20 protein-coding genes are annotated in these 22,875 nt (G+C 58.1%); 8 read left to right on the top strand and 12 right to left on the bottom strand.

Annotated elements, in window-relative coordinates:
• Positions 1–55 precede the first annotated feature (55 nt).
• Positions 56–1,360 (top strand): inosine/guanosine kinase, encoded by a 1,305-nt coding sequence (locus INF68_RS10260; RefSeq protein ID WP_126786020.1) that lies wholly within the window; start codon positions 56–58, stop codon positions 1,358–1,360.
• A 91-nt stretch (positions 1,361–1,451) separates the two neighbouring features.
• Here INF68_RS10260 and ybaL read toward each other — a convergent pair whose 3' ends face one another.
• Both ybaL and INF68_RS10250 read right to left on the bottom strand, forming a co-directional pair.
• Positions 1,452–3,128, bottom strand: a complete 1,677-nt coding sequence (gene ybaL, locus INF68_RS10255; RefSeq protein ID WP_126786019.1) for a YbaL family putative K(+) efflux transporter — start codon at positions 3,126–3,128, stop codon at positions 1,452–1,454.
• Between the two features lie 229 nt (positions 3,129–3,357).
• Positions 3,358–4,566 carry an MFS transporter gene (locus tag INF68_RS10250; RefSeq protein WP_023310613.1) on the bottom strand — a complete coding sequence of 403 codons (1,209 nt, stop codon included), beginning with the start codon at positions 4,564–4,566 and terminating at the stop codon, positions 3,358–3,360.
• A gap of 169 nt (positions 4,567–4,735) precedes the next feature.
• On the opposite strand from INF68_RS10250, the gene ushA reads away from it, so the two are divergent.
• Positions 4,736–6,388: a bifunctional UDP-sugar hydrolase/5'-nucleotidase UshA gene (gene ushA / locus INF68_RS10245; protein ID WP_023310614.1), complete on the top strand. Its 1,653-nt coding sequence runs from the start codon at positions 4,736–4,738 to the stop codon at positions 6,386–6,388.
• A 121-nt stretch (positions 6,389–6,509) separates the two neighbouring features.
• Here ushA and ybaK read toward each other — a convergent pair whose 3' ends face one another.
• The 3 genes from ybaK to copA all read right to left on the bottom strand — a co-directional run bounded on the left by ybaK (position 6,510) and on the right by copA (position 10,532).
• Positions 6,510–6,989, bottom strand: a complete 480-nt coding sequence (gene ybaK, locus INF68_RS10240) for a Cys-tRNA(Pro)/Cys-tRNA(Cys) deacylase YbaK (RefSeq protein WP_063439794.1) — start codon at positions 6,987–6,989, stop codon at positions 6,510–6,512.
• A 199-nt stretch (positions 6,990–7,188) separates the two neighbouring features.
• Positions 7,189–7,983, bottom strand: coding sequence for a TraB/GumN family protein (locus INF68_RS10235; protein ID WP_126786018.1), 795 nt, complete (start codon positions 7,981–7,983; stop codon positions 7,189–7,191).
• Positions 7,984–8,033: 50 nt separating this feature from the next.
• Positions 8,034–10,532, bottom strand: a complete 2,499-nt coding sequence (copA, locus tag INF68_RS10230; RefSeq protein ID WP_126786017.1) for a copper-exporting P-type ATPase CopA — start codon at positions 10,530–10,532, stop codon at positions 8,034–8,036.
• Positions 10,533–10,640: 108 nt separating this feature from the next.
• Here copA and cueR point away from each other — a divergent pair, with 108 nt between their 5' ends.
• Positions 10,641–11,051: a Cu(I)-responsive transcriptional regulator gene (cueR, locus tag INF68_RS10225; protein WP_063439792.1), complete on the top strand. Its 411-nt coding sequence runs from the start codon at positions 10,641–10,643 to the stop codon at positions 11,049–11,051.
• Here the strand turns inward: cueR and INF68_RS10220 are convergent.
• Genes INF68_RS10220 through INF68_RS10210 form a run of 3 tightly spaced genes read right to left on the bottom strand, consistent with a single transcriptional unit; the run spans position 11,048 to position 13,306 of the window.
• A complete protein-coding gene (locus INF68_RS10220; RefSeq protein WP_126786016.1) occupies positions 11,048–11,500 on the bottom strand; it encodes an NfeD family protein in 453 nt (150 codons plus the stop codon). The two genes, cueR and INF68_RS10220, sit on opposite strands and share 4 nt — an antisense overlap.
• Positions 11,497–12,411, bottom strand: a complete 915-nt coding sequence (locus tag INF68_RS10215) for an SPFH domain-containing protein (RefSeq protein WP_032661456.1) — start codon at positions 12,409–12,411, stop codon at positions 11,497–11,499. The genes INF68_RS10220 and INF68_RS10215 overlap by 4 nt, the downstream gene beginning before the upstream one ends.
• Before the next feature lie 43 nt (positions 12,412–12,454).
• The gene (locus INF68_RS10210) at positions 12,455–13,306 is read right to left on the bottom strand and encodes a hypothetical protein (RefSeq protein ID WP_048975507.1); all 852 of its coding nucleotides are present in this window, start codon (positions 13,304–13,306) and stop codon (positions 12,455–12,457) included.
• 143 nt (positions 13,307–13,449) lie between these two features.
• On the opposite strand from INF68_RS10210, the gene fetA reads away from it, so the two are divergent.
• Both fetA and fetB read left to right on the top strand, forming a co-directional pair.
• A complete protein-coding gene (gene fetA, locus INF68_RS10205) occupies positions 13,450–14,121 on the top strand; it encodes an iron ABC transporter ATP-binding protein FetA (protein ID WP_126786015.1) in 672 nt (223 codons plus the stop codon).
• Positions 14,114–14,896 carry an iron export ABC transporter permease subunit FetB gene (gene fetB, locus INF68_RS10200; RefSeq protein ID WP_023310623.1) on the top strand — a complete coding sequence of 261 codons (783 nt, stop codon included), beginning with the start codon at positions 14,114–14,116 and terminating at the stop codon, positions 14,894–14,896. Before fetA ends, fetB begins: the two co-directional genes overlap by 8 nt.
• 49 nt (positions 14,897–14,945) lie before the next feature.
• Here fetB and INF68_RS10195 read toward each other — a convergent pair whose 3' ends face one another.
• Genes INF68_RS10195 through tesA form a run of 3 tightly spaced genes read right to left on the bottom strand, consistent with a single transcriptional unit; the run spans position 14,946 to position 17,281 of the window.
• Positions 14,946–15,800: a co-chaperone YbbN gene (locus tag INF68_RS10195; RefSeq protein ID WP_023310624.1), complete on the bottom strand. Its 855-nt coding sequence runs from the start codon at positions 15,798–15,800 to the stop codon at positions 14,946–14,948.
• 58 nt (positions 15,801–15,858) lie between these two features.
• Complete coding sequence (locus INF68_RS10190; protein WP_014882827.1) at positions 15,859–16,629, bottom strand: SDR family oxidoreductase; 771 nt, start codon at positions 16,627–16,629, stop codon at positions 15,859–15,861.
• Between the two features lie 28 nt (positions 16,630–16,657).
• Positions 16,658–17,281: a multifunctional acyl-CoA thioesterase I/protease I/lysophospholipase L1 gene (gene tesA / locus INF68_RS10185; protein WP_032661743.1), complete on the bottom strand. Its 624-nt coding sequence runs from the start codon at positions 17,279–17,281 to the stop codon at positions 16,658–16,660.
• On the opposite strand from tesA, the gene ybbA reads away from it, so the two are divergent.
• The 3 genes from ybbA to INF68_RS10170 all read left to right on the top strand — a co-directional run bounded on the left by ybbA (position 17,252) and on the right by INF68_RS10170 (position 21,678).
• A complete protein-coding gene (gene ybbA, locus INF68_RS10180) occupies positions 17,252–17,938 on the top strand; it encodes a putative ABC transporter ATP-binding protein YbbA (protein ID WP_047650473.1) in 687 nt (228 codons plus the stop codon). The two genes, tesA and ybbA, sit on opposite strands and share 30 nt — an antisense overlap.
• Positions 17,935–20,349, top strand: a complete 2,415-nt coding sequence (gene ybbP / locus INF68_RS10175) for a putative ABC transporter permease subunit YbbP (RefSeq protein WP_126786014.1) — start codon at positions 17,935–17,937, stop codon at positions 20,347–20,349. Before ybbA ends, ybbP begins: the two co-directional genes overlap by 4 nt.
• 183 nt (positions 20,350–20,532) lie before the next feature.
• A complete protein-coding gene (locus INF68_RS10170; protein WP_126786013.1) occupies positions 20,533–21,678 on the top strand; it encodes a porin in 1,146 nt (381 codons plus the stop codon).
• A 123-nt stretch (positions 21,679–21,801) separates the two neighbouring features.
• Here the strand turns inward: INF68_RS10170 and mnmH are convergent, their stop codons facing one another.
• Complete coding sequence (mnmH, locus tag INF68_RS10165; protein ID WP_126786012.1) at positions 21,802–22,872, bottom strand: tRNA 2-selenouridine(34) synthase MnmH; 1,071 nt, start codon at positions 22,870–22,872, stop codon at positions 21,802–21,804.
• Between the last annotated feature and the right edge of the window lie 3 nt (positions 22,873–22,875).

Genomic DNA, 22,875 nt, shown 5'->3' with positions numbered 1-22,875 from the left:
CCGGGCCGGGTTTGTGCTACCATTCCCGGCCCATATTCTTCGTACAGTTCAGACCATGAAATTTCCCGGTAAACGCAAATCCAAACACTACTTCCCCGTCGATGCCCGCGATCCGCTCCTGCAGCAAATCCAGCCTGAGAACGAAACCAGCGCGGCATGGGTCGTCGGTATCGATCAGACGCTGGTGGACATTGAAGCGAAAGTGGATGATGCGTTTGTCGCCCGTTACGGTCTGAGCGCCGGTCACTCGCTGGTGATTGAGGACGACGTTGCCGAAGCGCTGTACCAGGAGCTGGTGCGCGAAAACCTGATTACCCATCAGTTCGCCGGTGGCACCATCGGCAATACCATGCATAACTACTCCGTGCTGGCCGACGACCGCTCGGTGCTGCTCGGCGTGATGTGCAGCAATATTGAAATCGGTGGCTATGCCTACCGCTATCTCTGCAACACCTCCAGCCGTACCGATCTGAACTACCTTCAGGGCGTCGACGGGCCTATTGGCCGCTGCTTTACGCTGATTAGCGATTCCGGCGAGCGTACTTTTGCCATCAGCCCGGGTCATATGAACAAGCTGCGCGCCGAGAGTATTCCGGAAGAGGTGATTGCGGGCGCCTCGGCGCTGGTGCTGACCTCCTACCTGGTGCGCTGTAAGCCGGGCGAGCCGATGCCGGAAGCGACCATGAAAGCGATCGAGTACGCGAAGAAATACAACGTGCCTGTCGTTCTGACGCTGGGCACGAAATTCGTTATCGCCGATAACCCGGAGTGGTGGCAGACGTTCCTGAAAGAGCACGTCTCGATTCTGGCAATGAACGAAGAAGAGGCCGAAGCGCTGACCGGCGAAAGCGATCCGCTGCTGGCGTCTGACAAAGCGCTGGACTGGGTTGATCTGGTGCTCTGCACCGCCGGCCCGGTTGGGCTGTACATGGCGGGCTTCACGGAAGAAGAGAGCAAGCGCAAAACCCAGCACCCGCTGCTGCCCGGTGCGATTGCCGAGTTCAACCAGTACGAGTTCAGCCGCGGCATGCGCTACAAAGATTGCCTGAATCCGCTGCGTATCTACTCTCATATCGCGCCATACATGGGCGGGCCGGAGAAGATCATGAACACCAACGGTGCGGGCGACGGCGCGCTGGCCGCACTGCTGCACGACATCACCGCGAACGCCTACCACAAAACCAACGTGCCGAACTCCAGCAAGCACAAGTTCAGCTGGCTGACCTATTCCTCGCTGGCGCAGGTGTGTAAATATGCCAACCGCGTGAGCTATCAGGTGCTGAACCAGCACTCCCCGCGCTTAACGCGTGGGCTGCCGGAACGGGAAGACAGCCTCGAAGAGGCCTACTGGGACAGATAAAAGCAAAACGGCAACCTGTGGTTGCCGTTTTTAGTGTTTATTCCCTCTCCCCGTGGGAGAGGGTCAGGGTGAGGGGACCAGACCGCACAAGCTACCCCGTCACAGCCTCTTCAACCGGCGGTTTCTCCAGCAGCGTCAGCATGGTGTTGGCAATCTCGCGCTCGCCCATCACCACCTTATCTGCCCCGCGCTCGGTAATGTACTCCACCTCGTCGTCATAGTGCGCCCGGGCGATAATCTCAATCGTTGGGCACTTCGCGCGCGCGGAAGCCACAATCTCGCCCGCTTCATAGCCGTTAGGTATGGTCAGCAGCAGCCAGCGCGCGCAGTCCAGATGCGCCAGATTCATGATCTCTTCGTTTGCCGCATTGCCCAGCACCGCACGAATACCGCGCTCGCGCAGCTCGTCGACGCGGGTGCGTGAGGTCTCAATCACCACCAGCGGAATGCCCTGCGCCATTAGCTTCTCACCGAGCAGGCTGCCCACGCGGCCAAAGCCGACCAGCAGGGCGTGGTTGCAAATATCCACTGGGATCTGCTTCTCTTCTTCGATGGCCTCTTCGAGCGTCTGTTCTTCCAGCGTTTCGGTTTTATCGAGGTATTTTTCCAGCAGGGCAAAGAGCACCGGGTTCAGCATAATCGACAGGATCGCCCCTGCCAGCACCAGGTTTTGTCCCGCCTGCGGCAGCAGGTTCAGGGCCATGCCCAGACCGGCCAGAATAAAGGCGAACTCACCGATCTGCGCCAGGCTGGCGGCGATGGTCAACGCCGTGCGCGGAGAGTGGCCGAACATTCTCACCAGGAAGAAGGCGGCGAGCGACTTACCAAAGATGATGATCGCCAGCGTGCCCAGCACGGCCAGCGGCTGCTGGATCAGCACCAGCGGGTCGAACAGCATCCCGACGGAGACGAAGAACAGCACGGCAAACGCATCGCGCAGCGGCAGCGTATCGTGCGCCGCACGGTGGCTCAGCTCGGATTCGTTCAACACCATCCCGGCGAAGAACGCGCCCAGGGCAAAGGAGACATCAAACAGCTCAACGGCACCAAACGCGATTCCCAGCGCCAGCGCCAGCACGGAGAGGGTGAACAGCTCGCGTGAGCCGGTTGCCGCGCTGCGGGACATGATCCACGGCACCAGACGGCGTCCCACCAGCATCATGATGGCGATAAACGCCACCACCTTACCGATGGTGATACTCATATCCAGCGCCAGCGATGCCATGCCGACGTTGTCTTTTTCCATCATCCCGGCGACGGCGGGCAGCAGCACCAGCGTCAGGACCATCACCAGGTCTTCAACAATCAGCCAGCCTATCGCGATTTGCCCGCGCTGGCTGTCTATCAGCTGTCTCTCCTCAAGCGCGCGCAGCAGCACCACGGTACTGGCGGTTGAGAGACACAGCCCAAATACGATACCGGTCATTAACGACCAGCCCAGCACCGCCGAAAGCGCCATCCCCAGCAGCGTCGCCACCCCTATCTGGGCGATCGCTCCCGGTATGGCGATCGACTTTACCGCCATCAAATCCTTCAGGGAGAAATGCAGGCCGACGCCAAACATCAGCAGAATCACGCCCAATTCCGCCAGCTCAGGGGCCAGCTTGGTATCCGCCACGAAGCCTGGCGTAAACGGTCCCGCCAGTACACCCGCTAACAGATAGCCGACAAGAGGAGAAATACGCAGCTTATTGGCAATCATGCCGAGGATAAAAGCGAGCACAAGTCCACCAACAATGGTGGTGATAAGCGGTGTGGCGTGGTGCATTCCGTCTCCTTTCGTTGTGGGTGTTCCTTTTTGGCGAAAACCAAAAAACCGAGTAATAGTTTATGACAATTTTTACCCTTATGTTTATGAATTATTGTTGAAGTTTGAATAAAACAGCAATATGCACGTAAAAAAGCGCGTTTTGATAAATTCAGCGAGGGGAAGAAGAAGAAACCCTTATGGCATCAGGGTATCAGGTAGCCAAAGTTAAACTTTGGCTACCCGTAATTTACGCTTTATGACGGTTATCAGGCAGGAATATGGTCAACATCCCAAGAAGTGGCAGGAAAGCGCAGATTTTATAAACCAGGAAGATGCTGGTGTGATCCGCCACCATACCCAACACCGCCGCGCCCAGCCCGCCCATGCCGAAGGCGAAACCGAAAAAGAGCCCGGAAACCATACCGATACGGCCAGGCAGCAGTTCCTGGGCATAGACCAGAATGGCGGAAAAGGCGGATGCGAGGATAAAACCAATGATCACGGTTAAAATCCCCGTCCATTCAAGGCTAGCGTACGGCAAAATAAGGGTAAACGGCGCCACGCCGAGGATAGAGCCCCAAATGACATATTTACGACCAATCTTATCCCCCACAGGCCCGCCAATAACCGTACCGGCCGCGACGGCGAACAGGAAGGCAAACAGGTGGATCTGCGCATTCTGTACCGATAATCCGAATTTTTGCATCAGATAAAAGGTGTAATAGCTGCTGATGCTCGCCATATAGAAGTATTTCGAGAAAATCAGTACCAGCAGCACGGAAACCGCCAGGATAACCTTGTTGCGCGGCAGGGGATTGATAACCTTCGCTTTTGGTTTACCTTTATTCACGCGATGCTGAGCGGCATACCAGCGGCTGATCTGCGCCAGCACGATGATCGCCAGCAGCGCGGCCAGCACAAACCAGGCCACGTTGCCTTTACCGTAAGGGGCAATAATCACCGCGGCCAGCAGCGGGCCCAGAGAGCTACCGAAGTTACCGCCTACCTGGAACAGCGACTGCGCCAGGCCGTGACGTCCCCCGGAGGCCATGCGCGCCACGCGGGAAGACTCCGGATGGAAAACGGACGAGCCGGTGCCCACCAGCGCGGCGGCAATCAGCACGGCTTCAAAGCTCCCCGCCATGGCCAGCAGCACCAGCCCGCTTAGGGTGAAGCACATGCCTATCGGCAGCGACCACGGCATCGGATATTTATCCGTCCAGTAGCCGACCACCGGCTGCAGTAGTGAGGAAGCCAGCTGGAAGGTCAGGGTGATCATCCCGATCTGCACGAAGGTGAGTGAGAACTCGGACTGCAGCAGCGGATAAATGGCCAGAATCAACGACTGGATCATGTCGTTGAGCAGGTGCGAGAGACTGATTGCGCCTAAGACTTTAAAGGAGGTGCGCGACGCCGGCGCGCCCGAAACGGGCTGGGTTGATTCACTGATTGCCATAGAGAGAAGTACCACGTTTTTCGTTATTAGAGATGCAGGGTGTAATTATTATCCGACTAACATACCCGCCCGGGACATTTGAAGAAAGTCGCAATTCTGAAAACTTATTTGTCTATTCTTGTTAGTCACTGTAATTTTTGCCTTTGTCTATTGGTCAGGGAGAGAGAAGATGAAGTTAATGAAGCGGGGCGTCGCGCTGGCGCTCATCGCCGCATGGGGCCTGGTAAGCCTGCCCGCGCAGGCGTATGAAAAAGACAAAACCTATAAAATCACCATTCTGCATACCAACGATCACCACGGTCATTTCTGGCGCAGCGAATACGGCGAATATGGACTGTCGGCACAAAAAACGCTGGTGGACGGAATTCGTAAAGAGGTGGCGGCCCAGGGGGGCAGCGTGCTGCTGCTGTCGGGAGGCGATATCAATACCGGCGTGCCGGAATCCGATTTACAGGACGCGGAACCTGATTTTCGCGGCATGAACCTGATTGGCTACGACGCGATGGCCGTGGGTAACCACGAATTCGATAATCCGCTGACCGTACTGCGTCAGCAGGAAAAATGGGCCAAATTTCCCTTCCTCTCCGCCAATATTTACCAGAAAAGCACCGGCGAACGCCTGTTCAAGCCGTGGGCGCTGTTTAAGCGCCAGGATCTGAAAATTGCGGTCATTGGTTTAACCACCGACGATACGGCGAAAATTGGCAACCCCGAGTTCTTTACCGATATCGAATTCCGCAAACCGGCAGACGAAGCGAAGCTGGTAATCCAGGAGCTGCAGCAAAACGAGAAGCCGGACGTGATTATCGCCACCACGCATATGGGGCACTACGACAACGGCGAGCACGGCTCTAACGCGCCCGGCGACGTGGAAATGGCGCGCAGCCTGCCTGCGGGCTCGCTGGCAATGATTGTGGGCGGTCACTCACAGGATCCGGTGTGCATGGCCTCGGAGAACAAAAAGCAGGTGGACTACGTGCCGGGCACGCCGTGCGCGCCGGACCGTCAGAACGGTATCTGGATTGTTCAGGCGCACGAGTGGGGCAAATACGTCGGCCGGGCGGATTTCGAGTTCCGTAACGGCGAAATGAAGCTGGTTCATTATCAGCTCATCCCGGTCAACCTGAAGAAGAAAGTCACCTACCCGGACGGGAAAAGTGAGCGCGTACTCTACACGCCAGAGATCGCTGAAAACCAGCAGATGCTCTCCCTGCTGACGCCGTTCCAGAACAAAGGCAAGGCGCAGCTGGACGTGAAAATCGGCACGCTGAACGGTCGTCTGGAGGGGGACCGCAGTAAAGTTCGCTTCGTGCAGACCAACATGGGCCACCTGGTGCTGGCGGCGCAAATGGCGCGCACCGGCGCTGACTTTGGCGTGATGAGCGGCGGCGGTATTCGTGACTCTATCGAAGGCGGAAACATCACATATAAAGACGTCCTGAAGGTGCAGCCGTTCGGCAACGTGGTGGTCTATGCGGATATGAGCGGGAAAGAGGTGATCGACTACCTGACCGCCGTGGCGCAGATGAAGCCGGATTCCGGGGCCTATCCGCAGTTTGCCAACGTCAGCTTTGTGGCGAAAGACGGCAAGCTTAACGACCTGAAGATCAAAGGCGAACCGGTTGATCCGGCTAAGACTTACCGTCTGGCGACGTTAAGCTTTAACGCCACCGGCGGCGACGGCTATCCGCATATCGATAACAAACCGGGATACGTGAATACCGGCTTTATTGATGCGGAAGTGCTGAAGCAGTTTATCGAGCAGAATTCGCCGATTGACGTGAATGCCTACGAGCCGAAAGGTGAGGTGAGCTGGCAGTAGCGTTGTGCGGCCTGATGCCCTCACCCCAACCCTCTCCCACCGGGAGAGGGCGCGAACACAAAAAACGGTAACGCCTGTTACCGTTTTGCTTTTACCTCGCAGCCGCTACCGGGCAATTTTCTCAATCCCGCCGCGCAATATCCGCAAACTTCGCGTCCAGCATTTTCGCCAGGTCGCCCGCCGACAGCTCGATATCCAGCCCGCGTTTGCCGCCGGATATAAAGATGGTTTCAAACTCTTGTGAAGGGGCATCAATCAGCGTCGGCAGGCGTTTTTTCTGCCCGAGCGGACTGATCCCGCCCACCAGGTAGCCCGTAGTGCGCTGCGCCACCATCGGATCCGCCATATCCACCTTCTTCGCCCCCAGCGCTTTGGCGACTTTCTTCAGATCCAGCTGCCCCGCCACCGGAGTAACCGCGACGGCGAGGTGTTTCATATCGCCATTCACCGCCACCAGCAGCGTTTTATAAACCTGGTCCGCGTTCAGGCCCAGCTTGCGCACCACTTCATCACCAAAGTTAGTCTCATTCGGATCGTGATCGTAAGTGTGGATCCGGAAAGAAATGTTGTTTTTTTCGAGTAATTTAACGGCGGGAGTCATAGCTATCCTTCTTACGACAGACAAATCATGCCATCAGCATACGCCTGACGTTTGTCTAAAAAATAGCACCATCTTGCGCAATAGTATTGGCAGTGATGGTCACTTTGAGCGACAATCGGCTCAACCGAAGGTCTCCTTCGGCATAATAAAAACGATGAAATTCCTCTTTGACGGGCCAATAGAAATATTGGCCATTTTTTTATTTCAACAGTGACGGCAAATTCCCTTCTCCGTATAAATGTAACGCCCCAACCGCCACCACGTAATGCCCCGCGGGCAAAGCGTGCAGCGTCTGCCGCCAGGCTTTGTTGCGCGCGTTCATCAGCACATCATACAGCGATTCGCTGAACGTCGACGGTAACGCCAGCTTACCGTCCTCAGGCGGCGCGTCCAGCCACCAGCCAATCATGGTCTGCAGCAGGCGCGCGTTGGTGTGCCAGTGGGCCAACGTATCATCCAGCAGCATCAGTCCGTCGTCGGGAAGCTGGCGCAAAAGCGCAATCTGGCTGTCCGTCCCTTCCAGCTCGATGATGGGCAGGCTGCGCGCCCTTGCCGCGTTCAGCAGCTGGTAATCAATGCCGTAGTCACCGCGCAGTCCCAGACGCTGCGCCTGCGTGGCCTGCAGCACCATCGCAATTTGCCAGAGCGGCAGGGTGTCAATCATGGAGAGCGACACGCCGGTTTCATCCGCGACGCGCGTCAGTTCGGCAAGACGGGCATCATCCAGACGTTCCGCCAGGCTGAGATCGCTTTCCAGCCCGGCAAACGGCGACTCCTGACCCGAAATGTCCGCCTCAACGACCAGCGCGTCGGCGCGTTTCAGCAGTTTAATCAGCCCGGGTGGCAGGGGAGACATATCCTGCGTACCCATATGAATGCTGCCGACCAGGTGCAGGTGCTGCCCGCCGGGGAGAGAGATATCCAGACCGGGCCAGGCATAACGGCGAGGAAAGAGGGCGCGAAACGATGCTTTTATACGATTAAACAGACCCATACGCGCTCCATGAATGGAAAGGTTCATGCTAGCGCGTACGGGTACAAGGTTCAATCCTTCGGTTTAAAGCGCAGCAGGCGGTTGGCGTTGCTCACCACGGTAATGGAGGAGAGCGCCATCGCCGCGCCCGCGACCACCGGGTTAAGCAGCGTGCCGGTCAGCGGCCATAAAATCCCGGCCGCGATTGGGATACCGAGGGTGTTATAGACGAACGCTCCCAGTAAGTTCTGCTTCATGTTGCGCAGCGTGGCTTTTGAAATGGCCAGCGCGTCGGCAACGCCCATCAGGCTATGGCGCATCAGCGTAATCGCAGCGGTTTCGATGGCGACATCGCTCCCGCCACCCATGGCAATCCCCACGTCCGCCTGGGCCAGCGCCGGGGCATCGTTGATGCCGTCGCCGACCATCGCCACCTGACGACCCTGGCTTTGCAGCTTCTTGATGGCGTCCGCTTTACCGTCCGGCAGCACGCCTGCAATGACCTCATCAATTCCGGCTTCTTTCGCGATGGCGTTGGCCGTTGTCGCATTGTCCCCGGTCAGCATCACCAGACGATAGCCCGCACGGTGCAGACGCTGCAGGGCGTCCACGCTGTCCTGGCGAAGCGGATCGCGCACGGCCAGCAGCGCGGCGGCTTTGCCATCTATCGCCAGCAGAACCGGCGTGGCGCCCTGAGACGCCTGCGCCTTCAGCTCGCTTTCCAGCGCGGCGGTATCAATACCGTTTTCATTGAGCAATGCCTGGTTACCCAGCAGCAGCGCGTGGCCTTCTGCTTCACCGCTGACGCCGAGCCCGCGCAGGGTGCGGAAATTGCTGACCTGCGGCAGGGCAGAAGCATTCGCTTTATCGAGAATGGCGCGCGCCAGCGGATGGCTTGAGCCTTGCTCCAGCGCGGCGGCGAGGCGCAGCGCCTCCTCTTCCGTAATGTCCACGGTGTGGACGGCGACCACCTGCGGTTTGCCTTCGGTCAGCGTGCCGGTTTTATCAAACACCAGCGTGTCCAGGGTGCTGGCCCGCTGCAGCGCATCCGCATCCCGCACCAGTACGCCAAATTCGGCCGCGCGGCCTACGCCGGAGATAATCGACATCGGCGTCGCCAGGCCAAGGGCGCAAGGACAGGCGATGATCAGCACCGTGGTGGCGATCACCAGGGTGTAAACAATCTGCGGTGCGGGGCCGAAGAAATACCAGATAGCCGCGCTCAACAGGGCAATGCCTACCACCACCGGCACAAAAATGGCCGAGATTTTGTCTGCAAGCTGGCCAATTTCCGGCTTGCTGCTCTGGGCCTGACGCACCATGCGGATAATACGCGACAGCGTCGTGTGGCTGCCGACGGCGCTGGCGGTAAACAGCACGCTGCCGTCCTGCACCACCGTACCCGCATGAACGGCGTCGCCGTCTGATTTCTGCTGGGGAATGGGCTCGCCGGTCAGCATCGCTTCATCCAGCCAGGCTTCGCCCTGGGTTATCTTACCGTCAACGGGAACGCGATCGCCCGTCGTCAGGCGCAGCGTCATGCCGGGCTGAACTTCCGCCAGCGGGACGCTCTTTTCCCCCTCGTCCGTGACCACGCGGGCCGTCGGCGGGGTTAAATCAAGCAATCGTTCCAGCGCTTTCGAGGAGCGCTGGCGGGCGCGGGCTTCCAGCATATGGCCCAGGTTAATCAGGCCGATAATCATCGCGCTGGCTTCATAATAGAGATGCCGCGCCTCCATCGGGAACCACTGGGGCCAGACGTTCACGCTCATCGAATAGAGCCACGCCGCGCCGGTCCCGAGAGCGACCAGGGTATCCATCGTCGCGGTGCGGTTTTTCAGGCTCTTCCAGGCGCTGGTATAGAAATGCCCGCCTGCAAAAACCATCACCGCAAGGGTAATCAGACCAATCACCAGCCACAGCGTGCGGTTGTCAGCGGTGACCATCATGTTGTCACCCATCATGCCCCACACCATGACCGGCACCCCGACCAGCAGAGCGACGATCGCCTGCCAGCGGAAGCGCTTCATTGTGGCGATAGCCGTTTCCTGCTGGCGCTCGCGGCGCTCGGCATCATCTTCGATGGCCTCCGCGCCGTAGCCCGCTTTCTCAACGGCCTGCACTAACTCTGCGGCGGAGGCGCTGCCCATCACCAGCGCAGTGCGCTCCGCGAGGTTTACCCGTGCCTGCGCGACGCCCGGTACGGCCTGCAAGGCGTTTTGTACCCGGGAGACGCAGCTGGCGCAGCTCATGCCGTTGATCAGCAGCTGTTGGCTGTCGTCAATATCATCAGCAGCCGGAAGCTCAGGAGTGGCCGCTGTCAGCGCTTCCGACGGGGATGATGACTCTGCCAGCGGTTTAGCCTTTGGGTGGCTTAACTCCGCCCCGTAGCCGGCCTGCTTGATGGTATCGATCAGCGCATCCGCGCTGGCGCTGCCGGTGACGGCGGCATGATCGATAGTCACATCAGCGCTTTCAACGTCAGGGCGCTGTTCCAGGCTTTCTTTAACGCGTTTGACACAGTGGCCGCATGAGAGGCCGTCCAGCGTCAGGTCGATAGTGTGAGACATAACAAAACTCCCGTATAATGAACTGGTCAGTAGTTGACCGGAGTAACGCTTTTCGCTAACTGTTATGAAGGTTAAACCTTCCATCAAGGGGAAGGTCAAGGGGGAAATGTGAATATCAGTGACGTGGCAAAAAAAACCGGCTTAACCAGCAAGGCAATCCGCTTTTATGAAGAGAAGGGGCTTGTGACGCCACCGCTGCGCAGCGAAAACGGCTACCGCAGCTACACGAAACTGCATATTGATGAGCTGACGCTGCTGCGTCAGGCAAGACAGGTCGGTTTTAACCTGGAAGAGTGCGGCGAGCTGGTTAACCTGTTCAACGATCCGAAGCGTCACAGCGCCGACGTGAAAAAACGCACGCTGGAAAAAGTGGCCGAGATCGAACGCCATATTCTCGAGCTGCAGGCGATGCGCGAACAGCTGCTGCAGCTCGCGGAATCCTGTCCGGGGGATGACAGCGCCGACTGCCCGATTATCGACAATCTTGCCGGCTGCTGTCATCGTAAGGCTTCTGCTTAGCAGGCTTTCACCCGCAGGGTAATGCCTTCCACCGCAATGACCTCAACCCGCGTGCCGGCGCTGAGGTCGTCGTCGGCGACCACCGGCCACGAGCTGTCGCCCACCCGCATGTGCCCGCGCCCGTTTACCAGCGCGGTGTCGAGCGTAAAACGCTTGCCGACAATCTGCTGTCCGCGCTGGTTAAGGTGCGCGTCCAGCGGTTTTTGCTCGTTAACCCGCCGGTTTAGCCAGCGCCACCACTGCCACGCGGCCACCAGCGTGAGCACGGCAAACAGTGCGCCCTGCCACGCCCAGTCCAGGGGAAGGATCCAGACCAGAAGGCCCGTAATGACGGCGGCAACACCGCTCCAGAGCAGGTAGCCGTTGCCGCCCAGCATCTCCGCCGCCAGCAATAAGCCGCCGAGGCTTAGCCAGAAGGCGTGAGGATGTGCAACAATCAGCTCAATCATTTTTTACGCTCGTTTCCACTGTCTTTAATCAGCTCGGCAATACCGGCGATAGAGCCCATCAGGCTGCTGGCTTCCAGCGGCATCATCACCACTTTGCTGTTGTTCGCGGAGCCTATCTCTTTCAGCGCATCGGTATATTTTTGCGCGACAAAGTAGTTCACGGCCTGGATGTCACCTGCGGCGATTGCCTCGGACACCATCTGAGTGGCGCGGGCTTCCGCTTCTGCCGAACGTTCACGCGCTTCTGCCTGTAAAAACGCGGACTGACGATCGCCTTCCGCTTTCAGGATCTGCGACTGTTTTTCCCCTTCCGCTTTGAGGATCTCCGCCTGACGCACCCCTTCGGCTTCAAGAATGTAAGCGCGCTTGGTTCGCTCGGCTTTCATCTGGGCGTTCATGGAGGCGATCAGCTCAGCCGGCGGACGCACGTCGCGGATCTCAATACGGGTGACCTTGATCCCCCACGGGTTCGTTGCCTCATCGACAATGTGCAGCAGGCGGGTATTGATGCTGTCGCGCTGGGAAAGCATCTCGTCCAGCTCCATCGAGCCGAGCACGGTACGGATGTTGGTCATCGTCAGGTTGACGATCGCCAGCTCCAGGTTGCTGACCTCATAGGCCGCTTTCGGCGCATCAATCACCTGAATAAAACAGACGGCGTCGATGGTGACGTTGGCGTTATCCTTGGAGATGATCTCCTGAGAAGGAATGTCCAGTACCTGTTCCATCATGTTGATCTTGCGACCAATGCGGTCCATGAACGGAACAATCAGGCTTAAGCCTGGCTGGAGGGTATTGGTGTAGCGACCGAAACGCTCCACGGTCCACTGATAACCCTGAGGGACAATTTTGACGCCTGCGCCCACGATAACCAGCGCAACGAAAATAAGGACAGGAACAACGATAAGCATAAAAACCTCCTGTTTTGCATGCTGTGACGAGAGATGTGTGTGTTTATTGCTCGTAAGTATAGGTAAAGTCAGAGATGAATCCATCACCCGCTTCGGCAATGGCTTTGGATAATCCCTGGTAGTACTTCTCCAGCCCCAGCGCTTCGATACGCTGGATCTGTTCGCGGATAGGGGCGCAGAACAGAACGGCATTCCCCGCTTCTACGCGCTTGTTATTGGGAGGAAGGTCGCCCGCGATGGCCTTGAACCACGTCCTGATACCCTGCTTTAAATTATGCGGCGCTTTAGTCAGGTTATCCATGCCCGTCAGGACCTGCAGAGTAGGGAACTCATCGGCCAGCACGGCGGTTTTCATGCGCGCAAAGAACTGGCTGAACAATTCAAACGATCCCAGATCGGTCACGCGCGGTTTGGTCGTTTTGCCGTTTTTATTGCCGATTTTCCCTGCGGCTGACGCTGCGGCCGGAACCGCATTCACCTTTTCCAGCTCCAGTCCGAATAACAAATTACAGTGCGCACGGCGCTCTTTCAGCGGGTAGGACATCAGCACGTCAATGAATTGGGTGGCCTTTACATCCGCAAGATCGTGGTTGATAAGCCACTGGGTACGAGAAAATTCAGCCGGAGAGACGAACCAGTCGGGTACTTCATTGAAACGTTTTGATTTTCCCTTGCCGTCAAATTCCAGGAAGTGTGTCCCGTTGTCGAAGGCGAAATAGCAATTTTTGAAACTGCCAATCGTGGTGTTCACGATGAGCGCCTTCTTAACAAAATCCACCACCTCTGCACCAATGACAAAACGCGTGAGTTCCGAAGATTTGATGACTTCCATTAATGTTTCGACATCAGGAACACCAGGCTTCAGGGAAGGAAACTCATAAAAGATATGTGCCATGCTGCTTACTTCCTGTAGTGATGGTGGAGACAAATGACAAACAAAAAGTTTAACACTTGCTTTAGCGTGAGGCTATTCGCTCTGTGCGCACGAAAGGATTATGCTACAGGCGGTTATTACACGAAGCGGTTAACGGAAGCGTAATGAACGATAAAAAAGAACTATTACATCTCAGGGATATTGGATTTCGTGCCGGAGAAAACATTATTCTTCAGCACGTCGGGTTTAGCCTGTCGCCGGGCGAGTTTAAATTAATCACGGGCCCTTCAGGCTGCGGTAAAAGCACGCTGCTGAAAATTGTGGCCTCACTCCTCAGCCCGACGGAGGGCACCCTTCTGTTTGAAGGACAGGATATCGCGTCGCTTTCCCCGGAAAGCTACCGCCAGCAGGTCTCCTACTGCGTGCAAACGCCCGCGCTTTTTGGCGATACGGTTTATGACAACCTGATTTTCCCGTGGCAAATCCGCAATAAAACGCCGGAGCCGGAAAAGTTTATCAGCGATCTGGCCCGCTTTGGCCTGGCGCAGGAGACGTTAACCAAATCCATCACTGCGCTGTCGGGCGGAGAAAAGCAGCGCGTCTCGCTGATCCGCAACCTGCAGTTTTTACCGAAGGTGCTTTTGCTGGATGAAATTACCAGCGCGCTCGATGACCTCAACAAACGCAACGTTAACGAGATTATTCATCGCTACGCCCGGGAGCAAAATATTGCCGTGCTGTGGGTGACGCACGACGCTAATGAAATAACCCATGCGGATGACGTGATTACGCTTCAGCCGCACGGCGGGAAAATGCAGGAGGCTAACCGTGGGTGAGCATAACATTACCAATGAATCACTGGCGTTTTCGATGGTGCTGGTGCTGATTGCGATTGTGGTCAGCTACCGGGAAAAGCTGGGGCTGGAAAAAGATATTGTGTGGAGTATCTGCCGCGCGGTGGTTCAGCTCATCATCGTCGGCTATGTACTGAAGTATATTTTCAACGTCAACCACGCGGTGCTGACGCTGCTGATGGTGCTCTTTATCTGTTTCAACGCGGCGTGGAATGCGAAAAAGCGCAGTAAATATATTGATAAGGCGTTTATCTCGTCGTTTATCGCCATTACCACCGGGACGGCGCTCACGCTGGCAGTTCTGGTGCTCTCCGGCTCGATTGCCTTTACGCCGATGCAGGTTATCCCTATCTCCGGGATGATTGCGGGGAACGCCATGGTGGCCGTTGGGCTGTGTTATAACAATCTCGGCCAGCGCTTCAGCAGTGAACAGCAGCAGCTACAGGAGAAATTAAGCCTGGGAGCGACGCCTAAAGTAGCCTCGGCGCGGCTGATTCGTGAGAGCATTCGCTCATCGCTGATCCCAACGGTCGATTCAGCCAAAACGGTGGGGCTGGTGAGCCTGCCGGGCATGATGTCGGGGCTGATTTTTGCCGGTATCGATCCGGTAAAAGCGATTAAATATCAGATCATGGTGACATTTATGCTGCTTTCCACGGCAAGCCTGTCAACCATCATTGCCTGCTACCTGACCTATCGGAAGTTCTACAACGCGCGTCACCAGCTGGTGGTGACGCAATTAAAGAAAACGGGTTAAGCCTGTTTTGTAGGCCCGGTAAGCGTTAGTGCCACCGGGCATTTTTTTGTTAGTAGAGCAACGCGTACAGCTGACGACGATACTTCGACGCCAGCGCGTCTCCGGTGCCCAGCGCGGCCAGAATTTCCTGGAACATCTTACGTGCCTGACCGTCTGCGGCTGCCAGGTCTTTTTGCAGGTGGCTGAACAGCAGCTCCAGCGCCTCTTCGTTACGCCCCACCTGGTGCAGCTGCAGCGCCAGCTGGCTTGCCAGCGCGGCATCGGCCGGGTTGTCGGCAACCTGCTGCTGCAGCTGCTGAATTTCCGGGGTGTCCGCGGCCTGTTTCAGCAGCTCAATTTGTGCGACCAGACCCTGATAGCGGGTGTCCTGATCCTGCAGCGGAACCGTTTTGAGTACGGCTTCCGCGTCTTCTGAACGGTGCAGGGCGATCTGCGTTTCCGCAAGCAGCAGGCCGATCTGGCTATTCTGATTCGACAGCTGCCACGCCTCTTTGAGCAGCGGCAGCGCTTCGTCGTATTTACCTTCCTGCATCAGCGCCATGCCTTCCTGCGCTTTCAGCTCTTCTTCGCGCGGCAGCACTTTATCCAGCAGGGCGCGAATCGCCTCTTCCGGCTGCGGCCCCTGGAAGCCGTCAACGGGCTGACCGTTCTGGAACAGATAGACGGTTGGGATGGCGCGCAGACCAAACTGAGACGCCACCATCGGCTCGGCGTCACAGTCCAGCTTGGCGAGAATGAACTGACCGTTGTACTGGGCAGCAAGGCTTTCCAGCACCGGCGTCAGCTGCAGGCAGTGTTGGCTGCGTTCAGACCAGAAGTAGAACAGGACCGGTTTGGTCATCGACTGTTCAAGGGTCTGTTGCAGGTTAGCTTCTGTAATATTGACGATATTCTGTACGGACATGCGGCTTTCTCTTTTGTCGGTTTGTTCTTTACATGGGGATGAGCGTCGTCGCTTCAACTCAACCGTGCAAAATTTTGTCCATCATCCGGCCCGGCAGCAGGCGCTTTAACCAGCCTACGGCGTGGGTGACCAGCGTTACCGGATAGCGCATTTTGGGATGTTCGCTCTCAAAAGCATGGCGCACTTTGGCCACCACCGCCTCTGGCCCGAGGGTAAAACGTGCGGCAATGCCGGGGTTCTCGACCGGCTTATCCGCCTGCGTCTGGTTCACGTTTTCGGTAAAGCGGGTGCGGATCGGACCGGGTTCAATCAGGCTGACCTTGATGCCGCTGTGGCGCAGCTCCATGCGCAGGGCGTCGGACCAGGCCTCCAGCGCATATTTGCTGGCGGCGTAGGCGCCGCGGCCCGGAGTGGAAATCAGCCCCATCACTGACGATGTCATCACGATGCGCCCTTCACCGTGCGGCAGCATCGCGGGGAGCAGACGCATGGTGAGCTGATGCACGCCGAAGAAGTTGGTCGAAAACTGTTTCTCCAGCGTTTCGCGGGAGAGCGTATCCAGCGGACCATACACGCCGTAGCCGGCATTGTTAAAGAGCCCGTACAGACGATTGTCGGTCAGCGCGATCACTTCATCGGCGGCACGTTCAACGCTCTCCGGCGAGTCCATATCCAGCAGCACGCCGGTAAAGCCCAGCCCATTCATGCGTTCGACATCGTCGGGTTTGCGACAGGCCGCCAGCACCCGAAACCCCTGGCGCTTCAGTTCGAGCGCGCTTTCCAGGCCGATTCCACTGGAACATCCTGTAATTAAGACCGATTTTTGCATAACTTTACCTGTCAGGATCTCCGCTTAATCAGGAGTCATGTTTAACTAAAGGAGCCAGCCGCGTTGCCATCCAGTCGGCAATAAACGGCTGAGCATCGCGATTGGGGTGGATCCCGTCGTCTTGCATCCACTGGGGTTTGAGATAGACCTCTTCCATGAAAAATGGCAGCAGCGGAATATCAAACTCTTTGGCAAGCTTAGGGTAGATCGCGCTAAAGGCTTCATTATACCGACGACCGTAGTTGGCGGGCAGGCGAATTTGCATCAGCAGCGGCTGGGCGTTTGCCGCCTTAATGTCCTGCAAAATGGTGCGCAGCGTTTGCTCGGTTTGCTGAGGCTGGAAACCGCGCAATCCATCGTTACCGCCAAGCTCCACCAGCACCCAGCGAGGCTGATGCTGTTTGAGCAGCGCAGGCAGGCGCGACAGGCCCTGCTGCGAGGTATCGCCGCTGATGCTGGCGTTGATTACCGACGTCTTGCTCTGCCATTTGTCGTTGAGCAGCGCGGGCCAGGCCGCGCTGGCCGCCATGCGATAGCCTGCGCTCAGGCTGTCGCCGAGAACCAGTAACGTGTCCGCTGCCGCCGCGCGGAAGGTCATCAGAATCAAAAACAGGAAGGGCAAATGCCAGCGGAAAACAGTGTTGAAGTTCATCATCTTAAGAAGTCCGTCGGTCAGGGGGAACACGAGCTTTCCATCCTTACTGGAGTTGAACTCGTTGTCAAACGCGCTGAAACCATCGCGCTGATTGGCGAATCCGGCTCCGGTAAGTCCACGCTGCTGGCGATTTTGGCCGGTCTGGACGACGGCAGCAGCGGCGAGGTCCATCTGGTCGGGCAACCGCTGCATCAGCTTGATGAAGAGGCGCGGGCCGCGCTGCGCGCGCGTCACGTTGGTTTTGTCTTCCAGTCTTTCATGCTGATCCCGACCCTGAACGCGCTTGAAAACGTCGAACTCCCGGCGCTGCTTCGCGGTGAAAACAGCCGTGAAAGCCGGGCGCACGCGAAGGCGCTGCTGGAGCAGCTCGGTCTGGGCAAGCGTCTCGACCACCTTCCCGCACAGCTTTCCGGCGGTGAGCAGCAGCGCGTGGCGCTGGCGCGGGCGTTTAACGGTCGTCCCGAAGTCCTGTTTGCCGATGAGCCCACCGGTAACCTTGACCGTAAAACCGGCGACAAAATTGCCGACCTGCTGTTTTCGCTCAACCGCGAGCACGGCACCACGCTGATCCTCGTGACCCACGATCCTCAGCTCGCCGCCCGCTGCGACCGTCGCCTGCGGCTGGTGAACGGTATTCTTCAGGAGGAGGCATGATTACCCGCTGGTTCTGGCGCGAGTGGCGCTCGCCCTCGCTGCTGATTGTCTGGCTGGCGCTAAGCCTGGCGGTGGCCTGCGTGCTGGCGCTCGGCAGCGTCAGCGACCGCATGGAAAAAGGGCTCAGCCAGCAGAGCCGGGAGTTTATGGCGGGGGACCGGGCGCTGCAAAGCTCCCGCCCGGTGCCGTCGGGCTGGATTGCAGAGGCGCGTAAAGAAGGGCTGAAGGTGGGGGAGCAGATAAGCTTCCAGACCATGACCTTTGCGGGCGACACGCCGCAGCTCGCCAGCGTTAAAGCCGTCGATGATATCTACCCGATGTACGGCGAACTGCAGACCAGCCCGCCCGGGCTGAAGCCCAAGCCCGGCACGGTGCTGCTGGCATCACGTCTGATGGCGCTTCTGAACCTGAAACCCGGCGACAGTATCGACGTCGGTGACGCCACGCTGAAAATCGCCGGGGAAGTGGTGCAGGAGCCCGATTCCGGCTTTAACCCCTTCCAGCTTGCGCCGCGCCTGCTGATGAACACCGCGGATGTTGCGGCAACCCATGCTGTTCAGCCGGGCAGCCGCGTCACCTGGCGCTATAAGTTTGGCGGCACGCCTGCCCAGCTTGACGCGTACGAAAAATGGCTTCTGCCGCAGCTCAAACCAGAGCACCGCTGGTACGGGCTGGAGCAGGACGAAGGGGCGCTCGGTAAATCTCTTGAGCGTTCTCAGCAGTTCCTGCTGCTTTCGGCACTGTTGACCCTGCTGCTGGCGGTGGCGGCGGTTGCCGTGGCGATGGGGCATTACTGCCGCAGCCGTTACGACCTGGTGGCGATCCTCAAAACCCTGGGGGCGGGCAGGGCGCAGCTGCGCAAGCTGATTGTCGGCCAGTGGCTGATGCTGCTGATTCTGTCCGCGCTGACCGGCGGAATAATGGGGCTGCTGTTTGAAAAACTGCTGATGGTGATGCTGAAGCCGGTGCTCCCGGCCGCCTTGCCGCCGGCCAGCCTCTGGCCGTGGCTGTGGGCGATGGGCGCAATGACGGTGATTTCGCTGCTGGTGGGGCTACGCCCCTACCGCCTGCTGCTCGCGACGCAGCCGCTGCGCGTGCTTCGCAACGATGTGGTGGCGAACGTCTGGCCGCTGAAGTTCTACCTTCCGGTGATTATTGCCGTGGCGGTGGGGCTGCTGGCGTGGCTGATGGGGGGCAGCACGCTGCTGTGGGCGGTACTGGCCGGGGCGGTTGTGCTGGCGCTGCTGTGCGGCGTGCTGGGCTGGATACTGCTCAACGTCCTGAAGCGGCTGACGGTGAAATCGCTGCCCGTGCGCCTGGCGGTCAACCGCCTGCTGCATCAGCCGTGGTCAACGCTCAGCCAGCTGTCGGCGTTTTCGCTGTCGTTTATGCTGCTGGCGCTGCTGTTAGTGCTGCGCGGCGATCTGCTGGATCGCTGGCAGCAGCAGCTTCCCCCGGAAAGCCCGAACTATTTCCTGATCAACATTGCCCCTGAGCAGGTCACGCCGCTGAAGGGCTTCCTGTCGGAGCATCACATTATCCCTGAGTCGTTCTATCCCATCGTGCGCGCGCGTCTGACGCAGATCAACGGTCAGCCAACGGAGGGGAATAAGGACGAGTCGCTGAACCGCGAGCTGAACCTGACCTGGCAGGAGAAACGCCCTGACCACAACCCGATAACCGCCGGCACCTGGCCGCCGAAAGCGGGGGAAGTCTCGATGGAAGAGGGGCTGGCGACGCGGCTGAACGTGAAGCTCGGGGACAGCGTCACCTTTACCGGCGATACCCAGGATTTTACCGCGAAAGTCACCAGCCTGCGTAAAGTGGACTGGGACAGCCTGCGGCCCAACTTCTTCTTTATCTTCCCGCCGGGCGCGCTGGACGGGCAGCCGCAGAGCTGGCTGACCAGCTTCCGCTGGGAAAACGGCAACGGCATGCTGACCCAGCTCAACCGGGAGTTTCCAACGGTCAGCCTGCTGGATATCGGGGCGATCCTGAAGCAGGTAGGGCAGGTGCTGGAGCAGGTGAGCCGCGCGCTGGAGGTCATGGTGGTGCTGGTGACGATCTGCGGCGTGCTGTTGCTGCTGGCTCAGGTACAGGTGGGCATGCGCCAGCGCCATCAGGAGCTGGTGGTCTACCGTACGCTGGGTGCCGGAAAGCGGCTGCTGCGGATGACGCTCTGGAGCGAGTTTGCGCTGCTGGGGCTGGTGGCGGGTCTGGTAGCGGCCATTGGCGCGGAAACGGCGCTGGCGGTGCTGCAGACAAAGGTCTTTGACTTCCCGTGGGAGCCTGACTGGCGTCTCTGGTTGATCCTGCCTCTCAGCGGCGCGGTGCTGCTTTCTCTTTGCGGAGGCTGGCTCGGCACGCGGCTGTTAAAGGGCAAAGCCCTGTTCCGGCAGTTTACGAGTTGATTTAGAAGAGTGATAGTTGCGCGCCGGGTTTTAATACCGGTGCGTAATGTTTGAATAGCACAAAGTGATAATACCCACTCATTTAGTAGCACAAAACATTAAAAACCCGACCCCACAGCCCGATTATTTCCAGTTAATATTCACCCGCTAAATATTTAGCAGCGTGTCTATTAAGGAAAAATAATGACTATAAAAAAATCAGCGCTGGCGGCAACGATCGGCGCGGCAGTGGCATTGACTACCTTCGCTTCTCAGGCGGAAATCACCGTTCTTAAGCAGGATCCTCAGGCGGGTAACCCGCTGAGCCGCCTGAACTTTACCGTTGGCGGCAGTATTCGTCCTCAGTTCCAGAACATGACCGGCGACGACGGTAAAAACAGCTACAAGCGTAACGGCTTTGACGGCGGCACCCGTTTCCGTTTCGCGGCTGATTACTATCTGTTTGATGACATCAGCTGGATCAGCTACTACGAGCTGGGTGTCAATATTCCTGCGCAGTTTAACTGGGATCACCACTACGCCGACGGCGCACACGACACCACGCGTCGTATGCTCTACACCGGTCTGAAGAGCAACACCTGGGGTACGCTGACCTTCGGCCAACAGAACAGCGTTTACTATGATGTGGTGGGCGCGAAAACCGATATCTGGGACTACGACATGATCGGCCAGGCTCCGGGTAACGGTATCAACGGCGATTACGACGGATCTTACCGTTCACGCCAGATGCTGAAATATAAGAAAACCGTGGGTGATGCCGACATTTATGCATCCTACCTGTTTGAAGACAGCGAATACCTGCCGGGCAACGGCCTGCGCTACAAGCGTAAAGGCGGCGGTTCACTGGGTCTGGATTACCACCTGACCACCGACCTGACCTGGGGCGCGGCGTGGAACTACACCCGCGCGGACATGCGTAACCCGGACAACGGCGACAGCAAAACCTACGACCAGAACATCCTCGGTACCGCGCTGAGCTGGACGCCGGACAACTGGACCTTCTCCGCAGGCGGCGGCTGGTATCAGAACTTCCTGACCACCAAAAAAGTGTCTGTTAACGACTACTTCGCCGGTGATGCATGGGGTATTGAATACTTTGCGGGCTACAAGTTCCCAATCGGTCAGTACGCGGTCAAATCCATCCAGCCTTACTTCATGGGTGACCGTATTGAGTACGTGAACGGCCGTAACTACCAGCGCATCGACAACGGCGTGGGTATCAGCTTCCAGCTGGATTACGGCTTCCGCGTGGATTACGAACACGTGTTCACCTCCAGCACCGACAATCTGGGCGACATGAACCTGGTGCGTCTGCGTTACGACTTCTAAGTCGTTTTGTAGGGTGCGGCATGATGCCCTCACCCTGACCCTCTCCCACGGGGAGAGGGAACAAACATTAAAAACGGCAACCCTGGTTGCCGTTTTGCTTTTACCTCGCCATCCGACTTTATTTTAGCGATCAAGCCACTCAGCAATCTCTTCGTACGTCCCGCGATAGACAATCTTCTCCGCTTTTTTCTCCAGCTGATAGCCGTACATCGGGTCGTAATAGTCCTTCAGCAGCGGCGCAAGCCAGCTGAAGTGCGCCTCTGTGCTGCCGGAGCGTTGCTGTTCCAGCAGCGCGGAATCTAACAGCGCGGTGAATTCTGCATACCGCTGCAGCCCCAGACGGCGGCGAATGGCGAACAGGCCGTGGTGCAGGTACTCGCTGTACTCCTTCCAGCCTGCGTCTTCACCGTAGGCAGCCGAAAAATCCGCCCACATGTGGTCGAAATACTCTTCGCGCAGGCGCTCAAGGCGGACGTCAAACGGGTCTTCGACGACAACGATAGGGGCTTCAGCCATGCGGTCGCGCAGGCACTCCGGCAGGTGGTTGGAGCCAATCATCCGGCCTTCATCTTCCAGCACCCAGCGCGCGGCGTCTTTTTTCAGGAGCTCAGCCGCAAGGTGGTTTTCAAAGCTGGCCTGGGAAAGCTGCGGCGTGAGCGTGCGGCCAAACGACGAACCGCGATGGTGCGCCAGCCCTTCCAGATCGATGCCCTGCGCGTGCTGCTTCACCAGCAGGGTTTTACCGTTTCCGGTGCAGCCGCCAATAAGCACCATCGGCTTTTGTGACTGCTCGATGGTCACCTGAATCGCCGTCTGACGCAGGGCTTTGTAGCCGCCGCGGATCAGCGGGTAGTCGACGCCCGCCTCTTTCAGCCAGGCCTGCGAGATATGCGAGCGCTGGCCGCCGCGCGCGCAGCAGAGAAAGCCCTCAGGATGGGCAAGGCTGGCCTCGCGCCAGGCGTTGATGCGGGCCTCACGCGTCTCGCCGCTCACCAGCTGATGGCCGAGCGCCAGCGCGGCCTCGGGACCCTGGCGTTTATAGCAGGTGCCGACGGCGGCGCGCTCGTCGTCGTTCATTAAAGGCAGGTTGATCGCCGCAGGCATCGCGCCCTGGGCAAATTCGATCGGCGCGCGAACGTCGATTAAAGGGATATCAGACGCGAGGATCGCGCGATAGTCCGTTCCATCGTTCATGGT

The organism is Enterobacter cloacae complex sp. P16RS2, from assembly GCF_014982155.1.
Taxonomy (GTDB): domain Bacteria; phylum Pseudomonadota; class Gammaproteobacteria; order Enterobacterales; family Enterobacteriaceae; genus Enterobacter; species Enterobacter cloacae_M.
The sequence above is the reverse complement of the archived record's forward strand: the minus strand, read 5'-3'. Positions and strand labels throughout refer to the sequence as shown.